This window comes from Bradyrhizobium macuxiense, from assembly GCF_001542415.1.
Lineage (GTDB): Bacteria > Pseudomonadota > Alphaproteobacteria > Rhizobiales > Xanthobacteraceae > Bradyrhizobium > Bradyrhizobium macuxiense.
The window spans coordinates 15108-33171 of the sequence record NZ_LNCU01000114.1; the positions used below are offsets into that span (position 1 = coordinate 15108).

The window sequence follows — 18064 nt, forward strand, 5'->3', positions numbered from 1 at the left end:
CGCTGATCGCAATCGTATGGTTGCAGGCGAGCCTGTCGGCCGGCAGTCTCCAGGTGATGTCGGCGGTGAGGGCCTATGTGGCGGGGGAGAGCCTCTGGTCCAAGGGGCAGAAGGACGCGATCCACGACCTGCAGGTCTATGTCAGCACCGGCACCGCGGACTATCTGCGGAAGTTCGACGCCGCGATCGCGGTGCCGCTCGCCGACCGCACGGCGCGGCTCGCCCTCGAAGCGCCGGGCAATAACGACGCTGCAGCGCGCGACGGCTTCGCCAGAGCAGGCAATCACGATGACGACATCGGCGGCCTGATCTGGCTGTTCAAATATTTCCGCACGATGCACCACGTCGCCGGTGCAGTGACGGCCTGGCGGAATTCCGATGTGCTGCTCGACCAGCTCATCCAGATTCGCAACGAGGCCGAGAACGATCGCGCATTGCACGATCCGTCGGCCGCGACCATCAGGCATTGGGCGGAGCGGATCGGCGTGGTCGATGCCGCGCTGAGCACGCTCGCCGTCGACTTCTCCGATCATCTCGGCAAGGCTTCGCGCCAGGTCTCCTCGCTGTTGCTGCTCGTCAATCTCCTGATCGCAGCCTGCCTCGCCGGCATCGTGCTGTTCTTCACGCGGCGGATGCTGCAACGGCGCTGGCTGGCGGAGACCGCGCTCGCGGAGGAGAAGGAGCACGCTCAGCTCACGCTGGCCTCGATCGGCGACGCGGTGATCGTGACGACGCCGGACGATCGCGTCGGCTTCATGAATCCCGCCGCACAACGGCTGATCGCGGCAGGGCAGGACATGACCGGCCGGCAGGTCTCGTCCCTGTTCAGCATTGCCGAGCAGTCGGTGCGGGGATCGTTCCGGACGATCGATGCCGACGGCGAGAGCGAGCCGCCGCAACGGCTGTTGCTGCGGCCGGATCAGTCCAGCGTGCCGGTCTCGGTGGTCGAGACGCCGATCATGCACGCCGGCCACCCGGCCGGCCGCGTCATGATCATTCATGACATGACGGCGGAGCGGCGGCTGGTCGAGGAATTGGCATGGGCCGCGTCGCACGATGCGCTCACCGGGCTCGCCAACCGGCGGCAGTTCGAGTTCGAACTGCATAAATCGATGCTGGATCCCTCGGCCGCCAACGCCAACCTGATGCTGATCGATCTCGATCAGTTCAAGATCATCAACGACACCTGCGGCCATATGGCGGGNCCGGCTGCTCAAGCAGGTGGCGAGGCTGCTGGCGGACGAAGTCGGCGACAGCGGACTGGTGGCACGTCTCGGCGGCGACGAGTTCGGCATCCTGCTGCGCGAGGACGGCGTCGCTGCGTCCGACGTTGCGGAGCGGATCAGGGCGGTGGTCGAGCAGTCGACCTTCGTTCATGAGGGCTCGAGCTTCCGGATCAGCGCGAGCATCGGCCTGGTCAAGCTGGACAATTGCGCCGGCGTGCAGGATGCGTTGCGGCTTGCCGACGTCGCTTGCTTCCTCGCCAAGGACAAGGGACGCAATCGCGTCCAGGAGCATCGTCCGTCGGACAGCGATCTGACGGTGCGCGTCGCCGAGATGAGCTGGGTGAATCGCATCCGCAAGGGATTGGATGAAGAGCGCTTCTGTCTCTACGAGCAGGAAATCCGTCCTGTTGCCGGCCAGCTCAAGGGCAACGAGCGGCGCGAGCTGCTGCTGCGCCTGCGCGACGAAAGCGGCGGCCTGGTGCCGCCCGGCAGCTTCCTGCCAGCGGCCGAACGCTACGGGCTGATGCCGCTGATCGACCGCTGGGTGGTGCGCCGCGCCTTCGAACTCATCGCCGAGCGCAAGCACAGCCATCGCAAGATCGCCGGCTATGCCATCAATCTCTCCGGCGCCACCATCGGAGACGGCGATTTCGTCGACTTCGTCGCCGACCTGTTCGCGCGACATGACGTGCCGCCGACACTGGTGTGCTTCGAGATCACCGAGACCAGCGCGATCTCAAATCTGGACGAGGCGCGGAAGTTCATCGCGCGATTGCGGGAGATCGGTTGCAGCTTCTCGCTCGACGATTTCGGCACCGGCATGTCCTCGATCGCCTATCTGAAGCATCTGCCGGTCGACTTCATCAAGATCGACGGCTCGTTCGTGAAGGAGATCCTGAGCAGCAAGGTCGATCGCGCGATGGTCGAGATGATCACCAAGACCGCGAAGATCATGCAGAAGCAGGTGGTCGCCGAGTTCGTCGAAAGCATCGCGATTCTGGACGAGCTTCGCCAGATCGGGGTCGACTACGTCCAGGGCTACGCCATCGGGAAGCCGATACCGGTCCTGACCCTGCGGGAGGAAAAGATCGCCTGACGCCGGGAAATCGTCCCGAATCGGGGCGCTTTCGGGCGTTTCAGCCTACTCAGGCACCGATCCCGGGCTATTTTTCCACCCCGAGAAGCTTAAAAAAACGTGCTGTCCCCCTGTCTGTCTCGAATATGCCTTACTCTAATTCCCTGATATGATGAGGCTTCGGTGAATCCCGCATGGGCCAGTCAAAGGCCCGAGAACACCGAACTTGGGGATGGATGGGTCAACGTACGACAAAAGCTGCCGGGCGCAGGTCTAGCCGCGGCATGTCATTGGTGGGCAGCACGGCATTTGCCGTCGGCGCGCTCGTCGTGTCGTCGGGTCTTGCTGCCTGGGTCGTCGGTATCGATCCCACCGCCTGGCTGCATGAACCGGCCCTGGCCAATACCTCCGCCGCGCTGACCTTCGACGACCGCTTCGGTTCCCGCTCCACGCTCAGCGCCAGTTCAATCTATTATCCGTCGCGCCGCGGCATCCGTTCGGATCGCGATTTCAAAGCCGAGTTCGATCAGATCGAGGACGCGCTGGCCGGCCAGCAGTTGCGTGAGACCCAGATTGATCTGCCGAGCGAGCAGGCGGCCGTCGAGTTGCCGCCGCCGTCTGCGCCGGCCGTTGCTTCGGTGCCGATGCCGCGATCGCGGCCGGCCGAGGCCAACGTGATTGCGCGGAACGATGCGCCGCCATCGCCGGCGGCCCCGGTGCAGCAGGCCGACAACCGGACGTTCTTCCAGAAGATTGCCGACATGATGCCGGCAAGGATGCAGCTGGCTTCGCTCGATCCCAATGATGGACTGTTGGCTGGTCCGAGCCCCAATCTCGGTGCGTTGGGCTACGACAGTACCACGGCGGTCTACGACATCACCGGGCGCATCGTGTACATGCCTGACGGCACCAAGTTCGAGGCGCATTCCGGTCTCGGCAATCTGCTCGACGACCCGGCGCATGTGAATGCCCGCAATGCCGGCGCAACCCCGCCCGGCATCTACGAGATGAAGCCGCGCGAGAAGCTGTTCCACGGCGTGCCCGCGCTGCGCATGACGCCGGTCGACGGCAGCGAGACGTTCGGACGTGTCGGCCTGCTGGTTCATCCCTACATGCTCGGGCCGAACGGCGACTCCAACGGCTGCATCTCGGTCAAGCACTACGAAAGGTTCCTGCAGGCCTACCGCAACGGAGCGGTCAAGCGCATCGCCGTCGTGGTCAGCATCAAGGACACGCAGTCGGCCTCGAGCCGCGCTCCGTCGAACTCGTAAGGTGGCTGGTGCGGCCGCCGTGTTGCGGCGACCGCTTCGATTTTGCCCTCACATGACCGTCTACGAAGCGTGATGGCGCGACGCGCCTAGCCGATCTCGCTGCGCACCGTCGCGGCGGCGTCGCACATCGCCTTCAGCTTTCCGAACGCGACGTGGCGCGGCATGTACTTCATGCCGCAGTCCGGCGCCACCACCAGCCGCTCGGCGGAAACATGCTTGAGGCCGTTGCGGATACGATCGGCGACGACCGGAACGGTTTCGATCTCGGGATTGCCGAGGTCGAGCACGCCGAGCATGATCGTCTTCGACGAGAGATCCTTGAGCACGCCGAGATCGAGCTTCGGCTGGGCCGCCTCGATGGAGATCTGATCGGCAATAGTGTCGTCGAGCTCGGCGAGGAAGGAATAGCCGGCCGGCTTGTTCGAGCCGGGCACGACGGCCGCGTAACCGAAGCAGAGATGCACCACGGTCGTTACCGTGAGTCCCTCGAGCGCACGGTTGATCGCCTTCACGGCATAGCGCTTCGCCAGCTCCGGGTTGTTGCGCACCCAGGGCTCATCGAGCTGAATCACGTCGGCGCCGGCCTTCTCGAGATCGCGTGCCTCGGCATTCACCGCCGCGGCGAGGGCCATCGCGAGCTCCTCGTCGTCCTCATAGAACTCGTTCTTGGCCTGCTGGCTCATCGTGAACGGGCCGGGCAGCGTGATCTTGGCGGCCCGGTCGGTGTTCTTGCGCAGGAACTGCATGTCCGGCAGCTCGACCGGACCCTTGCGCTTCACCGGGCCGACCACGCGCGGCACCGGCGTCTGTGTGTTGCCGGTGCGGGCCGTGATGATGGCGGGATTGTCGGCATCGATGCCATCAAGCGCGGTGGCAAAGCGGTTGGAATAGCTTTCGCGGCGGATCTCGCCATCGGTCACGATGTCGATGCCGGCGCGTTCCATATCGCGGATGGCGACGATCGTCGCGTCGTCCTGCGCTTCCTGCAGATGTTCGGCCGGCAGGCGCCACATCGCGTGCATGCGCGTGCGTGGTACCGATTTCGACAGCATCGCGCGATCGACCAGCCATTCCGGCTGCGGATAGCTGCCGACGACGGTGGTCGGCAGCGGGTGGGTGGGCAGGTTCATGACAGCCTCCTTCTTGTTGTTGGCCAGGATCGATCAGGCGGCGCGCGTTGCGGCTGCCGTTTCGTCTTTCACCGGGTTGCGCAGCACGCCGATGCCGGAAATCTCGACCTCGACGACGTCGCCGTCCTTCATCCACAGCGGCGGAGTGCGGTAGGCGCCGACGCCGCCGGTGGTGCCCGTGACGATGACGTCGCCGGGAACGAGTTCGGTGAAGGTCGAGCAATAGGCGATCAAGGCGGGCACATCGAAGACGAGGTCCGAGATCGGCGCAGCCTGCACCTCGGCGCCGTTGAGGCGGGTCGCGATATGCTGCTTGCTGATGTCGGGGAGTTCGTCGGTCGTCACCATCCACGGCCCGAAGCCGCCAGTGCCGACGAAATTCTTGCCCGGCGCGAACTGCGAAGTGTGGCGCTGCCAGTCGCGGATGCTGCCGTCATTGTAGCAGGCGTAGCCGGCGACGTGGGCAAGGGCTGCTTCCCGCGCGATGCGGCGGCCGGCCTTGCCGATGATGACGGCCATTTCGCCTTCATAGTCGAAGCGCTCGGACTCCAGGGGCCGGATCATCGGTTGGCCGGCGCCGACTTGGCTGTTGGCGAAGCGCGTGAAGATCATCGGGTGCGGCGGGGTCGGATGGCCGCTTTCGGCGAGATGCGTGGCGTAGTTGACGCCGATGCAGAAGATCTTGTCAGGATCGGGCACGGTCGGCAGCAGCGCGACATCCTTCAGCGCGTAATCCGCGCGCTCGCTTTGCAGTCTCTTCAATTCATCCAGCGATCCCTTGGCGAGCAGCGCCTTCAGTGTCGGATAGGCCTTCAGCCGCTTGCCGGCGTCGACCACGCCCGCATCCGTCACGATGCCATAGCTCGCGGTACCCGCCGCCTTGAAACTTGCGATCTTCATGGTCTGGCACTTTCTTCGATGGAGGAAACATAGGCTTGGATGGGAAGCGCGATCGCGCCGCCCCGGATCGGAACGCATTGCGGCGGATAGTCCTGGCGGAAGCGTACGCCGCTCGCCTCGGCGCGATCGAGGAAGTCTTCGAGATGCGCCATGGCGCCGGTCGGCAGATCGTGCAGCACCATCAAGGTCCAGGGCTGTGCGCGGCATTGGTCGAGCGCGCGGTCGGTCCAGCCGTCGGGATCGTTCCAGTCGCGCGGGATCGCGTTCCACAGCACGCAGCTATGCTTATTGCGGACGAGATGGTCGATGACGGACGGCTTCAGGAGCCGCTCGTCGAGATTGCCGCCGCCGCCGAACGGCCGGAACCAGCGTTCGGGGTGCGCCAGGTCGCCGATCGCGGCCTGCGTCCGGCCGATTTCCGCCTCCGCGACATCCGGGTCGGCTTGCAGGCCAAGCGGAACGCTGTGCGTATAGGTGTGGTTGCCGATCCAGTGACCTTCGTCGTGAGCGCGTGCAGCCAGACGGCGCCGCTCGGGATCGTCGAGCTTCTCGCCGATCACGAAGAACGTGGTCTTGATACCGCGCTCGCCGAGGATATCGAGCACCCGCGGCGTCACCTCGGGCTCCGGTCCATTGTCGAACGTCAAGGTCAGGTCGAACACGTCACGATCCCTACGTCGCAGGCTGCATCGCGCCGGAGCCGATCTCGTCGCGGGCATTTTGGCCGGCGCGAGTCCCTGTTTGCCAGATCACCGCCTTGCCCTCGATCCAGCGGATCGCGGTGTTGAAGGCGATCGCCATAAACAGCACCAGCAGCACGCCGGCGAAGACGTGCGGGCTGTCGAGAATGGTGCGGTAGCGCGAGATCAGGTAACCGATCCCGGCCGACGAGATCAGCATCTCCGAGACCACCACGCCGACGATGACGAGCGCGCCGCCGATGCGCAGGCCGGACAGCACAGTCGGTATCGCCGCAGGAATGATGACGCGGACGAGNGAGCCGCTGGCTCAGCGTCGCGCCCATGCTGCGGGCGGCGATCAGGAGTTGCGGATCGATGGTCTGGATGCCGGCAGCAGTTGCCAGCATGGTCGGCAGGAAGCCGTAGATCGAAGCGAATGCGATCTTCGATTCAGAGCCGATGCCCAGCCACACCGTGAAGACGGGATAGAGGATCACGAGCGGCACGGCGTAGAGGCTCGACAACATCGGCATGATCAGGATGCGCGGACGCGGCAGGCTGCCGACGAGCGCGCCGAGCAGGATGCCGCCGCCGCAGGCGATCGCCATGGAGACCGCGACCTCGTAGAGCGTCACCGCAAGCGCATGCCCGTATTCGGCCGCGTCGCTCCAGCCGGCGAGCAGCGTCGAGGACAGCGACGGCAGGAACAGTTCCGGGATCAGGCCGGTGCGCGGCAGCACCTCCCACAACGCGAGCAGGCCGATGATGATCAGATAGCGAAGTGTCTTTGCGCTCATCGCGGTCTCACGCCGATTTGCGGATGTGCCGCCAGATGCGGTCGCGCAGCGCGCCGAAGGCATCGCCGCTCAGCATTTCGTAGGTGCGCGGGCGCGGCAGCGGGACCTGCAGGTGATCGACGATGCGGCCGGGCCGCGGCGACATCACGATCACCTCGTCGGCGAGATAGACAGCTTCGGTGAGGCTGTGCGTGACGAACACGACCGTCTTGCCGGTGGCGGCCCAGATCCGCAGGAGCTCGTCGCCCATCGTCATGCGGGTCTGCTCGTCGAGCGCGGCAAACGGCTCGTCCATCAGGAGTACCGGCGGATCTTGCACCAGGCCGCGAGCGATCGAGACGCGCTGTTTCATGCCGCCGGAGAGTTCATGCGGATGGCGCTTGCCGAAGCCTTCAAGGCCGACCAGCTTGAGCGCATCCTGTGCCTTGGCACGGCGCTCCGCTTTGGCGACGCCGCGCAGCGCGAGCGGAAACTCGACATTGTCTTCCGCCGTCAGCCAGGGAAACAGGCTCGCTTCCTGGAACACGACGCCGACCCGATTTGGATCGGGCTTCGGAATCGGAGCCCCATTGACGGTGATCGTGCCCGAGGTCTGCTCGCGCAGTCCGGCCATCATCATCAGAAGCGTCGACTTGCCGCAGCCGCTCGGACCGACCAGCACGACGAAGCGCCCCGGCTTGATCTCCAGCGAGACGTCGTCCAGCGCGACGACGTCCTGAGACTTCGTCCGGAACACCTGGCGGACGTTCTTCACTTCAATCGCACCGGCGCGGGGAGGAGGCTTCAACGGTGTCACGTTCGCCAATGACTGCATTGTGTTTCAACCCATCTGACAATTTCGTTGAAGGCCATGGCGATCGCGGCGACCATCAGAACGCCGGCGAGCAGCTGCTTCATCTGGAAGTTCTCGCCCCAGGTCGCGATCTGGTGGCCGATGCCGTCGCGCGAGGCGTACATCTCGGCGAGGATCACGCCCGTGAGGTTGAAGATCATCGATATCCGCAGCGCTTCCAGCAGCACCGGCAGCATGCTCGGCAGATAGACGCGGAATGCGGTCTGCATCCGCGTCGCGCCATAGGACCGGGCTACGGTCAGGTGCTCGACCTTGACCGATTCCACGGCCGTCGTGGTCGACATGATCACGATGAAGATCGTGGAGAAGAAACCGAACCCGACTTTCTGCGCGAAGCCGACGCCGAACACCAGGATGAACATCGGCAGGAAGATCGATTTCGGGATGCTGAAGGCGAAGAACAGCAGCGGCTTCGCCACGTCGGCAAAGTAGCGGTTCTCCGCGATGAGGAAGCCGATCAGCGCGCCGAGCGGTACCGCGAGCGCGAACGCGGCCAGCACCTCGGTCGCCGTCACCATCAGGTCCTTCTGCACGCTCGCGCGCTGCAGCAGATCGCCCAGCGTCAGGAACGTGTCCGATGCCGACGGCAGCAGGCGTGGATTGACGAGGCCGGTCCGCGACAGCGTTTCCCACAGCGCGAAGATCGCGATCACGATCGCAATCCGCACCAGCTTGATGGTGAGGATGGCCTGCATTCTACGGCTTGGTCGGAACCGGCTTGAATTTGGCCGAGATCACGTCCTCGACGGGCATGATGTCCTTGAGGCCGCCGAGCTTGGCGAGATCTAGCGACAGCTGCACGGCGGCCGGCACGTTGGCGGCGCCCATGTTGCCGTCAGTCTCCAGCTTCATGATGGTGTTCTCGTATTCCATCGCGGCGATCTCGGGCGGCATCTCGTAGAGATCGGCGATCAGCTTCACCGTGACGTCGCGGTTGGCGCGCATGAACTGCAGGGCGCCGTAGAGCGCATTCAACGCTTTCTGCACCACCTCGGGCTTGGCGTCGGCAAACTTGTCGAGCACGATCCAGCCCGCGGCCAGATTGGGCGGAACCGCGGTCGCATAGTCGAGGATGGTCTTGGCTTCGCCGGACTTGGCGACCTGGAAGCTGAGCGGCGAATAGACCACGGCGGCATCGACATTGCCGGCGAGCAGGTTCGGCACTAGGCCACCGCCGCCGACTGGCACGCGGGTGAAATCGATCTTCTTGTCCTGGATGGTCCATAGCGCGAGCAGGTCGGAGCCGGATCCCGTGGCGGTGATACCGACCTTCTTGCCGTTGAGGTCCTTGACCTCGAGCGTGGATTTGGTCGGCACCATCAGCTGCCAGCCGAAATTACCCATCGCGGCATTGGCGACGATCCGCGACATCACGCCCTTCTTGCGGCCGGCCGACACCAGCGACGGCGGATCGAGGATGATGTCGGCAGCGCCAGCTGCCATGCCTTCGAACGTCTCGGCGCCGCTGCGATAGACCGTCAGCTCGGCCTTGATGCCTTCCTTCTCGAACAGCTTTTGCCGCACGGCGGTTTCGGCGATCGTCGTCGGCCAATAGGTCTTGGTCGGCAGGCCGACGCGGATCGTTTCGGCGGAGTAGGCCGGACCGGCAAACATGGTGGCTGCAACGAGGGATGCCAGCGCGTGGCGGCGCGTGATGATCATTGTCTTGTTTCTCCCGGATCGGTTTTGTTGTTTGTAGGCGCATGTCGCGCCGAATAGTCAGGTCGCGCCATTGACCTCCGCAATGCGCGGGGCGGCGAGCTCGACGAATTCCATGGTGGTGCTGAAGTGCTCTGACAATGCGCGAACTGCCGCATCCGCATCGCGCGCAAGGACGGCGTCCACAATCGCAGCGTGCTCGGCCTCGACGTCGCGCGACTTGCCGACCTCGCGGCGGATCGACAGCCTCCGGTACCGTTCGCTCTGCTCGTGCAGCACGTCGCGGAAGCCGAGCAGCCATTGCGAGCCGCAGGCGTTGACCAGTGCGCGATGGAAGATGCGATGGCGGACGACCCACTCCTCGTAATGCACCGTCGGGTCGTCGGGATAGCGATGAGGAACAGCCTTCAGCGCGTTCCAAGCAGCCTCAACGGACGACAGCCAGGCCTGGTCGCCGCGCTCGATCGAACGCCGCAGCGCGAGTCCCTCGATATCGATCCGGGTCTGCGTGACATCGGCGAGGTCGGCGAGCGAGACCGGACAGACGCGAAAACCGCGCTGGTCGGAGGCCTGCACCAATCCGTCCGCCACCAATCGCGACAGCGCCTCACGGACTGCGGCGAGACTGACCGAGAACTGTTTGGCGAGGCCTGCGATGTGGAGCTTCTGGCCGGGCAGCAGCCGGGTCGACAGGATGTCGGCCCGCAGCCGCTCCTGGACCGCCGACGTCAGGCTTCGAGGCCCGTCGCCGGCCAGGCCTTCCCGAATATTCAACCCGATGTTCATGGCAGGCGACTTTGGCGGGAGCGCATGGCATCGTCAATCGAAAATCGATTTTTTACTCTTGTATACACCAATACCAGAATTGGAGGGCTAACCGCGCAATATTGCTGGGAACGCGCAAGTAATGTATACAGAAGGTACTCAGAACGGATCGCTAGGGAGTACTCCGTGTCGAAATCCTTCCCGATGAATGCTTGGTACGCAGCCGGCTGGGACGCCGAGATCAAGCATGCGCTGCTGCCGCGCACGATCTGCGGCAAGCACGTCGTGATGTACCGGAAGGGTGACGGCGAGGTCGTGGCGCTGGAGGATGCCTGCTGGCATCGCCTGGCGCCGCTGTCCAAGGGCCGGCTCGATGGCGACACCGTGGTCTGCGGCTATCACGGCCTGAAATACAACGCGCAGGGCCGCTGCACCTTCATGCCGTCGCAGGAGACGATCAATCCGTCGGCCTGCGTGCGAGCCTATCCGGTGGTCGAACGCCACCGCTTCATCTGGCTCTGGATGGGGGATCCCGCGCTCGCCGATCCCGCGCTGGTGCCTGACATGCACTGGAACGATGATCCCGCCTGGGCCGGCGACGGCAAGACCATTCACGTCAAATGCGACTACCGCTTGGTGGTCGACAACCTGATGGACCTGACGCACGAAACCTTCGTGCACGGCTCCAGCATCGGCAATGACGCCGTCGCCGAAGCGCCGTTCGACGTCACCCATGGCGAGAAGACCGTGACGGTGACGCGCTGGATGAAAGGCATCGAGGCTCCACCGTTCTGGGCCAAGCAGTTGCGGAAGCCGGGCCCGGTCGATCGCTGGCAGATCATTCGCTTCGAGGCGCCATGCACCGTCAATATCGATGTCGGCGTCGCGCCGGCCGGATCGGGCGCACCGGAGGGCGATCGCTCGCACGGTGTGAACGGCTATGTGCTCAACACCATCACACCCGAGACCGAGAAGACCTGCCATTATTTTTGGGCCTTCGTGCGCAATCATCGCCTCACCGAGCAGCGCCTGACCACCGAGATTCGTGACGGTGTCGCCGGCATCTTCCAAGAGGACGAGATCATCCTCGAGGCGCAGCAGCGCGCCATGGACGAGAATCCGGACCGTGTGTTCTACAACCTCAACATCGATGCCGGCGCGATGTGGGCGCGGCGTGTCATCGACCGCATGGTGGCGAAGGAAAATCCGCCGCAGCACCTGCAGGCGGCGGAATAGGCGGGGAGCAGGCGATGCCGGAACGCGAGGCCGATCGCTCCGTGTCGCAGACCGTGCGGGCGCAGCTCGCGCTGCGCGACCTGATTCTTTCGGGCGGCCTTCGTCCGGGCGAGCGCATCTCGGAATTGCAGGCGGTCGAAACCACCGGCGTCTCGCGGACCCCGGTGCGGATGGCGTTGGTGCGGCTGGAGGAGGAAGGCCTGCTGGAGGCGATCCCGTCCGGCGGCTTCATGGTCAAGGCGTTCTCCGAGCGCGACATCCTCGATTCGATCGAGCTGCGCGGCACGCTCGAGGGTCTTGCCGCACGCTTTGCCGCCGAGCGCGGAGTGTCCGCGCGCGATCTCGAGCCGTTGAAGGAATGTCTGAACGAGATCGATGGTCTGGTGCGGCAGGATCCGATCTCGGTCGAGGCCTTCTCGTCCTATGTCGCGCTGAACGCGCGTTTCCATCCGCTGCTCACCGAGCTGTCCCGCAGCCCGCCGTTGATCCGGCAGATCGACCGCGCCTCGGCGCTGCCCTTCGCCTCGCCGAGCGGCTTCGTGATGGCGCAATCGGCCTTGCCCGAGGCGCACCAGATCCTGCTGATCGCGCAGGATCACCATCGCGTGGTGATCGACGCCATCGAGAACCGCGAGGGCGCGCGGGCGGAAGCCATCATGCGCGAGCATGCGCGGCTTGCCGCGCGCAATCTGCGGCTGGCGCTGCGCAACCGGACCCATCTCGATCTGTTGCCGGCCCTGGCGCTGATCAAATCGGCGGCGGCCGACTGAGCGGAGAGTTTGATGCGTTTCACCGAAACCTGGACGCCTGCGACCGTCGTCGCCATGCGCGACCTGACACCAGGCATCCGTGAATTCCTGCTGCGCCCTGAAGCTGCAGCCGCGTCGCCCTATCCCGTCGGAAGCCACATCCAGGTCGGCGTCACAATCGATGGCCGGCCGGAGACGCGTTCCTACTCGCTGGTCAGCGAAGCGGATCCGCAGGGCTACCGGATCGCGGTGCGCCGCGCGGCGGAGTCCCGCGGTGGATCGCGCTACATGTGGTCGCTCGAACCCGGGGCGCGCCTCGCCATCACGCTGCCGACATCGCTGGTTCAGCTTGACTGGACGCGGCGGCATGTCTGCCTGGTGGCCGGCGGCATCGGCATCACCCCGATCGTCGGTGCTGCGCAGGCGCTCGCCCGTCGCAACATCGAGGTCACGCTGCATTACGCCGTACGCTCGCGCGGCGATGCCGCCTATCTCGACGAGCTCGAGGCGCTGCTCGGCCGCCGCCTCATCGTTTATGCCAGCGACGGGAACAACCGGCTCGATCTCTGCGCGGTGTTCGCAGCGCTGCCGCAGGATGCGATGACTTTGTTCTGCGGCCCGATGCGGATGCTGGACGCGGCGCGGCGCGCCTGGGAGTCGGCCGGCCGGCCCATGACCGACCTGCGCTACGAGACATTCGGATCAAGCGGGTTGTTGCCGACCGAAGCCTTCCGCGTGCGGCTGAGGCAGGAGGGCGTCGAAATCGTGATCCCGCACGACCGTTCCATGCTGGATGTGCTCAATGATGCCGGCCACGAGGTGATGAGTGACTGCCGCCGCGGTGAATGCGGCGTCTGCGCGCTCGACGTGATCGATGTCGATGGTGCGATCGATCATCGCGACGTTTTCTTCAGCGCGCGCGAGCGGCAAGAGAGTCGCAAGATCTGTGCCTGCGTATCACGCGCCCGTGGCACCATCACGGTGGATACCCTGCGTCGCGCGGACACAATCTGACGCCGCCCGGTCGCTTCGGGGCGTGACTACGCCGCGTGTACGGATTGCCGCGAACTGCGATCGAACAGCGCGGAAATCTCGCTCGCCGACATCGGCCGGCCGATCAGGTACCCCTGAACCTCATCGCAGCTGGTCTGGCGGAGATATTCGAGCTGGTCTGCGGTCTCAACACCTTCGGCCACGACGCCGATCTGCAGGTCCTGTGCGAGCCCGATCACCGATTTCACGATCGCGGCACAATCCGGCTGCGTCAGCATGTCCCGGATGAAGGATTGATCGATCTTGATGCGGCTAAACGGCACCTTCCGCAGATAGGTCAGCGAGGAGAAGCCGGTACCGAAATCGTCCAGCGCGACGGTGACGCCTAGCTCGATCAGCGAGTTCAGGATGGCGGGTGCCGATCCATATTTCGAGATCAGCATCGATTCGGTGATCTCGATCTCGAGCCGGTGCGGCGAGACGTTCGCCGCAGTCAGCGCCTGCACGATCGTCTGCAGGATGCCTACGTTCTGGAACTGGACCGCGGAGAAGTTCACTGCGATCCTGATCCGATCCGGCCAGCGCGAAAGCGTCGCGCAGGCCTGGCGGATGACCCATTCACCGAGCTGATGAATCACTCCGCTCTCCTCGGCGATCGGAATGAACACGGTCGGCGGGATCAGGCCGCGCTCCGGATGCTGCCAGCGCAAGAGCGCCTCGAAGCCGGTGATGCGGCCGGTGCGGATATCGAGGAAGGGCTGGTAGACGAGGAACAGTTCGTTCGCGTCGATGGCGCGTTCGAGGTCCCGCTGCAGGGCCCTGCGGTCGCGCGCCGATTTGTCGTCGCTCGCCTCGAAGAAGGCGATGGTACCCGGCCCCGATTTCTTCGCGCGGTGGAGCGCGATATCGACATGCTTGAGCAGGTCGTGGGAGGTGTTGCCGTCCCGTGGCGCCAGCACGATGCCGATATTGGTTGCGCCGGCGATCTCGCAGCCCTCGATCACGAATGGTTCCGCAAACGACGCCACGAATCGCTCCGCGATCGCGAGCGCATCTTCCGGCCTGGTCAGATTGGACATGATCAACGCAAACTCGTCGCCGCCGATGCGCGCGACATGCTCGGCCGCGCGCGTGCAGCGCTGCAACCGGGCCGCAACCTGCACCAGGAATTCATCGCCGGCAGGATGGCCGAACCTGTCGTTGACCTCCTTGAAGCGATCGAGATCGAGCAGCAGCACGGCGAATTCCTCGCCGGACCGGGCCAGCCGATTGAGCGCGCCGGCCAGCGCTTCATTGAAAGCGATGCGGTTCGGCAGATGCGTCAGCGAGTCTTGCCGCACCGTCCGCTCGGCTTCATGCTGGGCGATGACCCGCCGCCTGAACTCGAAGGCGTGCACGAAGACGCCGCGCAGCAGCACAAGGCCATAGACCACAACCAGCACTGCCACGAGCAGGTAGACGAAATCGCCCTCCCGGGCGAGGCAGACCGCCGTGCCGAGGAAGATCGGTGCGGTGAACGCAATCGCCGCGATCGGGACGGTGGAGAAGGCAAATGCGCCGCCGGCCAGCATGCCGGCGCAGAGGCAGGTGATCACCAATTGCGCGCCGCTCGATGCGTCCGCGAAAAAGGCGACCGGGACGATGCCCCAGGCGGCGCCGAGTGCGAGCGCGTTACGCACCAGCCGGTACATGGTCCGGCGCGACACGAATTGCGGCTTCGCGATGCGTCGTGATGCGCGCGCCTGCAGGCCGAAGAACAGAGCTGCGCTGATCACTCCCGCCGCCCACACGAGCGCAAACGCCCAATCGGGCGATTGCCAGAGCGCGACCGCGAGCACCAGCGCATTGCAGGCATTGGCCAGCATGATGCCGACCGAATAGCCGAGAACGAGCGAGATCTGCTCGGCCCGGATGTGACCCGCGAGCGCGTCATCCGTCGGCGGCGCGCCGAAGGCAGCCAGATCGCCCGCAAGCATTCTCGCGAGATATGAACTCAAATAAGTACGCATACGTATACCGCGCGATTGGGCCCGGCGCTGGCCTGAAAAGTTCGCTGCAAACCTTTGACAAACTATGAATATTTGAAACGAACGGAACCATATGGGAGGCGCGTTCGGTTCCAGCGGCGGGCATTGCTAACAAATCGATACAAATGGGTGAGGACAGGCCCTCTCGGCCAAGCCGCCCGGCAATCGTTGCCTGGCGGGGCTGCTTGATCCTTCGTTGGTTTTTCGCAATCGTCATCGCGACATCAGGCGAAAGCACTGACGCCGATGGCACGCCGATGGCATCCTGACCGTGGTGGAGCGCGACGGGCTGTTTGCCGGCTGGATGCGGGACAACGCCGTCGGGGCTGTCATCGTGCGGCCGGACCGCTACATCTTTGCTGCCGCCGCTGATGCCGACGAGCTCAATCGGCTCGTCGGGCAATTGCTCCAGACCTTCAATGCGGGTCGCGCCTCCCTGGAGCCAACGCGCGTCACTTCTTGATGTCGGCCGCGACGAGGACGCGATGGCCGCGCAGCAGCTCCTGCAGGGCCTGCAGCGCGGCAATGCCGCATTGCGTGTCCTGCTCGCCGTTGCCGCCGCTCAGGCCGACGCCGCCGACCACTTCCTCGTCGACGACGATGGGGAAGCCGCCGACGAACACCGCGAACTTGCCGTCAAAGCTCCACTGGATGCCGAACGCTTCGTTGCCGGGCAGAGCAGGGCCGTTCGGTGGCTGGTTGAACAGGTGGGTGGAGCGCTTGTGCCCCGCCGCGGTGAATGCCTTGTTCCACGCGATCTGCGGACCGGTGACCCGTGCACCATCCATTCGCTCCAGCGCCAGCGGATAGCCGCCTTCATCGGTGACGCAGACCGTCTCCAGGACTCCGATCTCGGCCGATTTCCGGATCGCCGCGGCGATCATGTGGCGGGCTTCGGCAAGCTCAAGTTTGAATGATTGTCTCATCGCTTTCTTCCGTGAATGGGCCGTCAATCTGTTCTCAAGTGCCGCGATAGACGGTCTTGATCTGGGTGTAGAATTCGAGGCCGGTGCGGCCGGACTCGCGGAATGTCGAGGTGCTCGATCGCTTCAGGCCACCGAACGGCGCGTTGATCAGGTTGCCGGTCGTGGTGCGGTTGATCTTCACCGTTCCGGACTGGATGTCGTTGGCGAAATCATGCATGACGCGCGGATTGCGCGTCACGATCGCAGCCGACAATCCGTATTCGGTTGCGTTGGCCTTGGCGATGGCATCGGCGTAGCTGTCGACCTCGATGATCGCGATGACAGGGCCGAAGATCTCCTCGCGGGCGATCGTCATGTCCTGGGTCACATCGGTGAAGATGGCAGGGGACACGTAGTAGCCGCCGTCATAGCCCGGGCCGGCGAGACGATCGCCGCCATACAGGTGCGTGGCCTCGGTCTTCCCGATCGCGACGTAGCGCAGCACGGTTTCGAGCTGCTTGGCCGTTGCCAGCGGCCCCATGTCCATTCCGCCGGCAAGGCCGCTGCCGATCTTCATCGCCTTCACCTTCGCAAGCAGCCGGGCGGTGAATTCGGCCCGCACCTGCTTCATGACCAGCACGCGGCTGGTGCCGGTGCAGGCCTGGCCGGCGAGCGAGAAGCCGCCCTTGATGGTCAGGTCGACCGCTTGGTCGAGATCGGCGTCGTGCATCACGATCAGCGGATTCTTGCCGCCGAGCTCCATCTGCATGCGTGTGGTGAAGCCGACCGAGCGGCAGATGTGCTCGCCGGCCGCGGTCGACCCGGTGAAGGAGATGGCGCGGATCACCGGCGGTTCGGTGATGGCGGCGCCGATCTCGCCGGCCTTGCCGGTGACGAAATTGAGCACGCCCTTCGGCAATCCGGCCGTGATCAACGCCTCGGCGAGGCGATAGCCGCTGAGCGGCGCATCCGATGACGGCTTCAACACGACAGTATTGCCGGTGATGAGGGCCGGTGCGATCTTGCGTGCCGGGATCGAGATCGGGAAATTCCACGGCGTGATGACAGAGACGACACCGAGCGGTTCGCGCAGCGTGTAGACGGTCATGTCGCCGTCGTCGTTCGGGAACACTTCACCGGTCAGCGACTGGCCTTCGACGGCGTAAAATCGCAAGGTCTGTGCCGAGCGCAGCACCTCGTCACGGGCGAGGCCGAGCGACTTGCCCATTTCCCGCGTCACCTCGCGTGCGATGTGATCGGCGCGGGCCTCGAGCTGATCCGCCGCGCGGTTCAGGATGCCTGCGCGCTTCGAGATCGGCGTTTTTTTCCAGGCTGGGAAGGCGGCGGATGCAGCGTCGACGGCCGCCTGCGCCTCGGCAGCCGTCGAGGCCTGAAAGCGTCCGACAAGGTCGGCAGTATCGGCGGGATTGAGGTTCGCGAACGACCGTCCGGAGACGCTGCGGACCCGCTCGCCGCCGATCAGGTTCGGGAACTCCTCGATCTCGGCGGTGTCTCCGCCGGAGATGCGTGCTGCCGTTTCAGTCATCGTCACTAGACCCTCTTTCAATGCCAGATCAGAACCGCGCAGATCGTCGACGTCGCCAGTCCCAGCAGCACCGGGATCATTGCGGTCCGCACGATTTGGAACACCGGCACGCGTGCGAAGCCGGCCACTGCGATCAGCGATGACCACGCTACCAGCGTGCCGCCGCCGGTCCACACCGCGCCCATCTGGCCGATCGCCGCAAGCGTCGCGGATTCGAGCCCGACCGACGGCGCCAGCGCGCCGGACAGCGAG

General features: G+C 64.8%; 19 protein-coding genes and 1 pseudogene. 7 read left to right on the plus strand and 13 right to left on the minus strand.

Going from position 1 to position 18064, the window contains the following annotated elements; translation table 11 throughout:
* Positions 1–632: 632 nt before the first annotated feature.
* From AS156_RS45290 to AS156_RS34165, 3 genes are all read left to right on the plus strand, one after another.
* Positions 633–1204 (plus strand): diguanylate cyclase domain-containing protein (locus AS156_RS45290; RefSeq protein WP_245313201.1); only part of this gene is annotated, 572 nt, incomplete at its 3' end.
* 59 nt (positions 1205–1263) lie between these two features.
* On the plus strand, positions 1264–2322 hold the full coding sequence (locus AS156_RS45295; RefSeq protein WP_283807961.1) for an EAL domain-containing protein: 1059 nt from the start codon (positions 1264–1266) through the stop codon (positions 2320–2322).
* A gap of 263 nt (positions 2323–2585) precedes the next feature.
* Positions 2586–3572 (plus strand): DUF2778 domain-containing protein, encoded by a 987-nt coding sequence (locus tag AS156_RS34165; protein ID WP_066513763.1) that lies wholly within the window; start codon positions 2586–2588, stop codon positions 3570–3572.
* 86 nt (positions 3573–3658) lie between these two features.
* Here the strand turns inward: AS156_RS34165 and AS156_RS34170 are convergent, their stop codons facing one another.
* The 9 genes and pseudogenes from AS156_RS34170 to AS156_RS34205 all read right to left on the minus strand — a co-directional run bounded on the left by AS156_RS34170 (position 3659) and on the right by AS156_RS34205 (position 10377).
* A complete protein-coding gene (locus tag AS156_RS34170) occupies positions 3659–4702 on the minus strand; it encodes a 5-methyltetrahydropteroyltriglutamate--homocysteine methyltransferase (protein ID WP_201456155.1) in 1044 nt (347 codons plus the stop codon).
* Positions 4703–4735: 33 nt separating this feature from the next.
* Positions 4736–5602: a fumarylacetoacetate hydrolase family protein gene (locus AS156_RS34175; protein WP_066513764.1), complete on the minus strand. Its 867-nt coding sequence runs from the start codon at positions 5600–5602 to the stop codon at positions 4736–4738.
* Positions 5599–6264 carry a polysaccharide deacetylase family protein gene (locus tag AS156_RS34180; protein WP_066513765.1) on the minus strand — a complete coding sequence of 222 codons (666 nt, stop codon included), beginning with the start codon at positions 6262–6264 and terminating at the stop codon, positions 5599–5601. The genes AS156_RS34175 and AS156_RS34180 overlap by 4 nt, the downstream gene beginning before the upstream one ends.
* Positions 6265–6274: 10 nt before the next feature.
* Positions 6275–6598 (minus strand): ABC transporter permease (locus tag AS156_RS45300; protein ID WP_245313195.1); only part of this gene is annotated, 324 nt, incomplete at its 5' end.
* A 1-nt stretch (position 6599) separates the two neighbouring features.
* Positions 6600–7142: pseudogene (locus AS156_RS45845) on the minus strand (ABC transporter permease); the annotation flags it as partial.
* A complete protein-coding gene (locus tag AS156_RS34190) occupies positions 7087–7893 on the minus strand; it encodes an ABC transporter ATP-binding protein (protein ID WP_066513766.1) in 807 nt (268 codons plus the stop codon). The gene AS156_RS34190 and the pseudogene AS156_RS45845, both read right to left, overlap by 56 nt.
* On the minus strand, positions 7872–8627 hold the full coding sequence (locus AS156_RS34195; RefSeq protein WP_066513767.1) for an ABC transporter permease: 756 nt from the start codon (positions 8625–8627) through the stop codon (positions 7872–7874). Before AS156_RS34195 ends, AS156_RS34190 begins: the two co-directional genes overlap by 22 nt.
* 1 nt (position 8628) lies before the next feature.
* Complete coding sequence (locus AS156_RS34200) at positions 8629–9594, minus strand: ABC transporter substrate-binding protein (protein ID WP_066513768.1); 966 nt, start codon at positions 9592–9594, stop codon at positions 8629–8631.
* 57 nt (positions 9595–9651) lie between these two features.
* The gene (locus tag AS156_RS34205; RefSeq protein ID WP_066513769.1) at positions 9652–10377 is read right to left on the minus strand and encodes a GntR family transcriptional regulator; all 726 of its coding nucleotides are present in this window, start codon (positions 10375–10377) and stop codon (positions 9652–9654) included.
* A 165-nt stretch (positions 10378–10542) separates the two neighbouring features.
* On the opposite strand from AS156_RS34205, the gene AS156_RS34210 reads away from it, so the two are divergent.
* The 3 genes from AS156_RS34210 to AS156_RS34220 are packed head-to-tail and all read left to right on the plus strand — an operon-like array spanning position 10543 to position 13355.
* A complete protein-coding gene (locus AS156_RS34210; RefSeq protein WP_066513770.1) occupies positions 10543–11592 on the plus strand; it encodes an aromatic ring-hydroxylating dioxygenase subunit alpha in 1050 nt (349 codons plus the stop codon).
* A 14-nt stretch (positions 11593–11606) separates the two neighbouring features.
* Positions 11607–12362 (plus strand): GntR family transcriptional regulator, encoded by a 756-nt coding sequence (locus tag AS156_RS34215; protein WP_066513771.1) that lies wholly within the window; start codon positions 11607–11609, stop codon positions 12360–12362.
* Positions 12363–12374: 12 nt separating this feature from the next.
* Positions 12375–13355 carry a PDR/VanB family oxidoreductase gene (locus AS156_RS34220; protein WP_066513772.1) on the plus strand — a complete coding sequence of 327 codons (981 nt, stop codon included), beginning with the start codon at positions 12375–12377 and terminating at the stop codon, positions 13353–13355.
* A gap of 26 nt (positions 13356–13381) precedes the next feature.
* Here the strand turns inward: AS156_RS34220 and AS156_RS34225 are convergent, their stop codons facing one another.
* Positions 13382–15343 (minus strand): putative bifunctional diguanylate cyclase/phosphodiesterase, encoded by a 1962-nt coding sequence (locus AS156_RS34225; RefSeq protein ID WP_066513773.1) that lies wholly within the window; start codon positions 15341–15343, stop codon positions 13382–13384.
* Positions 15344–15626: 283 nt separating this feature from the next.
* Here AS156_RS34225 and AS156_RS34230 point away from each other — a divergent pair, with 283 nt between their 5' ends.
* The gene (locus AS156_RS34230) at positions 15627–15824 is read left to right on the plus strand and encodes a hypothetical protein (RefSeq protein WP_488226058.1); all 198 of its coding nucleotides are present in this window, start codon (positions 15627–15629) and stop codon (positions 15822–15824) included.
* Here the strand turns inward: AS156_RS34230 and AS156_RS34235 are convergent.
* The 3 genes from AS156_RS34235 to AS156_RS43610 all read right to left on the minus strand — a co-directional run.
* A complete protein-coding gene (locus tag AS156_RS34235; protein ID WP_066513775.1) occupies positions 15814–16287 on the minus strand; it encodes a GlcG/HbpS family heme-binding protein in 474 nt (157 codons plus the stop codon). The two genes, AS156_RS34230 and AS156_RS34235, sit on opposite strands and share 11 nt — an antisense overlap.
* A 34-nt stretch (positions 16288–16321) precedes the next feature.
* Positions 16322–17812 (minus strand): aldehyde dehydrogenase family protein, encoded by a 1491-nt coding sequence (locus AS156_RS34240; protein ID WP_066513776.1) that lies wholly within the window; start codon positions 17810–17812, stop codon positions 16322–16324.
* 17 nt (positions 17813–17829) lie between these two features.
* Positions 17830–18064: hypothetical protein (locus AS156_RS43610; protein ID WP_210184225.1), on the minus strand; the 235-nt coding region annotated here is incomplete at its 5' end.

Bases quoted from the DNA above. Each gene is read 5' to 3' on its own strand.
- AS156_RS34165 (WP_066513763.1), top strand. From the start codon at position 2,586: ATGTCATTGGTGGGCAGCACGGCATTTGCCGTCGGCGCGCTCGTCGTG.
- AS156_RS34170 (WP_201456155.1), bottom strand. From the start codon at position 4,702: ATGAACCTGCCCACCCACCCGCTGCCGACCACCGTCGTCGGCAGCTAT.
- AS156_RS34175 (WP_066513764.1), bottom strand. From the start codon at position 5,602: ATGAAGATCGCAAGTTTCAAGGCGGCGGGTACCGCGAGCTATGGCATC.
- AS156_RS34190 (WP_066513766.1), bottom strand. From the start codon at position 7,893: ATGCAGTCATTGGCGAACGTGACACCGTTGAAGCCTCCTCCCCGCGCC.
- AS156_RS34195 (WP_066513767.1), bottom strand. From the start codon at position 8,627: ATGCAGGCCATCCTCACCATCAAGCTGGTGCGGATTGCGATCGTGATC.
- AS156_RS34200 (WP_066513768.1), bottom strand. From the start codon at position 9,594: ATGATCATCACGCGCCGCCACGCGCTGGCATCCCTCGTTGCAGCCACC.
- AS156_RS34205 (WP_066513769.1), bottom strand. From the start codon at position 10,377: ATGAACATCGGGTTGAATATTCGGGAAGGCCTGGCCGGCGACGGGCCT.
- AS156_RS34215 (WP_066513771.1), top strand. From the start codon at position 11,607: ATGCCGGAACGCGAGGCCGATCGCTCCGTGTCGCAGACCGTGCGGGCG.
- AS156_RS34220 (WP_066513772.1), top strand. From the start codon at position 12,375: ATGCGTTTCACCGAAACCTGGACGCCTGCGACCGTCGTCGCCATGCGC.
- AS156_RS34225 (WP_066513773.1), bottom strand. From the start codon at position 15,343: ATGCGTACTTATTTGAGTTCATATCTCGCGAGAATGCTTGCGGGCGAT.
- AS156_RS34235 (WP_066513775.1), bottom strand. From the start codon at position 16,287: ATGAGACAATCATTCAAACTTGAGCTTGCCGAAGCCCGCCACATGATC.
- AS156_RS34240 (WP_066513776.1), bottom strand. From the start codon at position 17,812: ATGACTGAAACGGCAGCACGCATCTCCGGCGGAGACACCGCCGAGATC.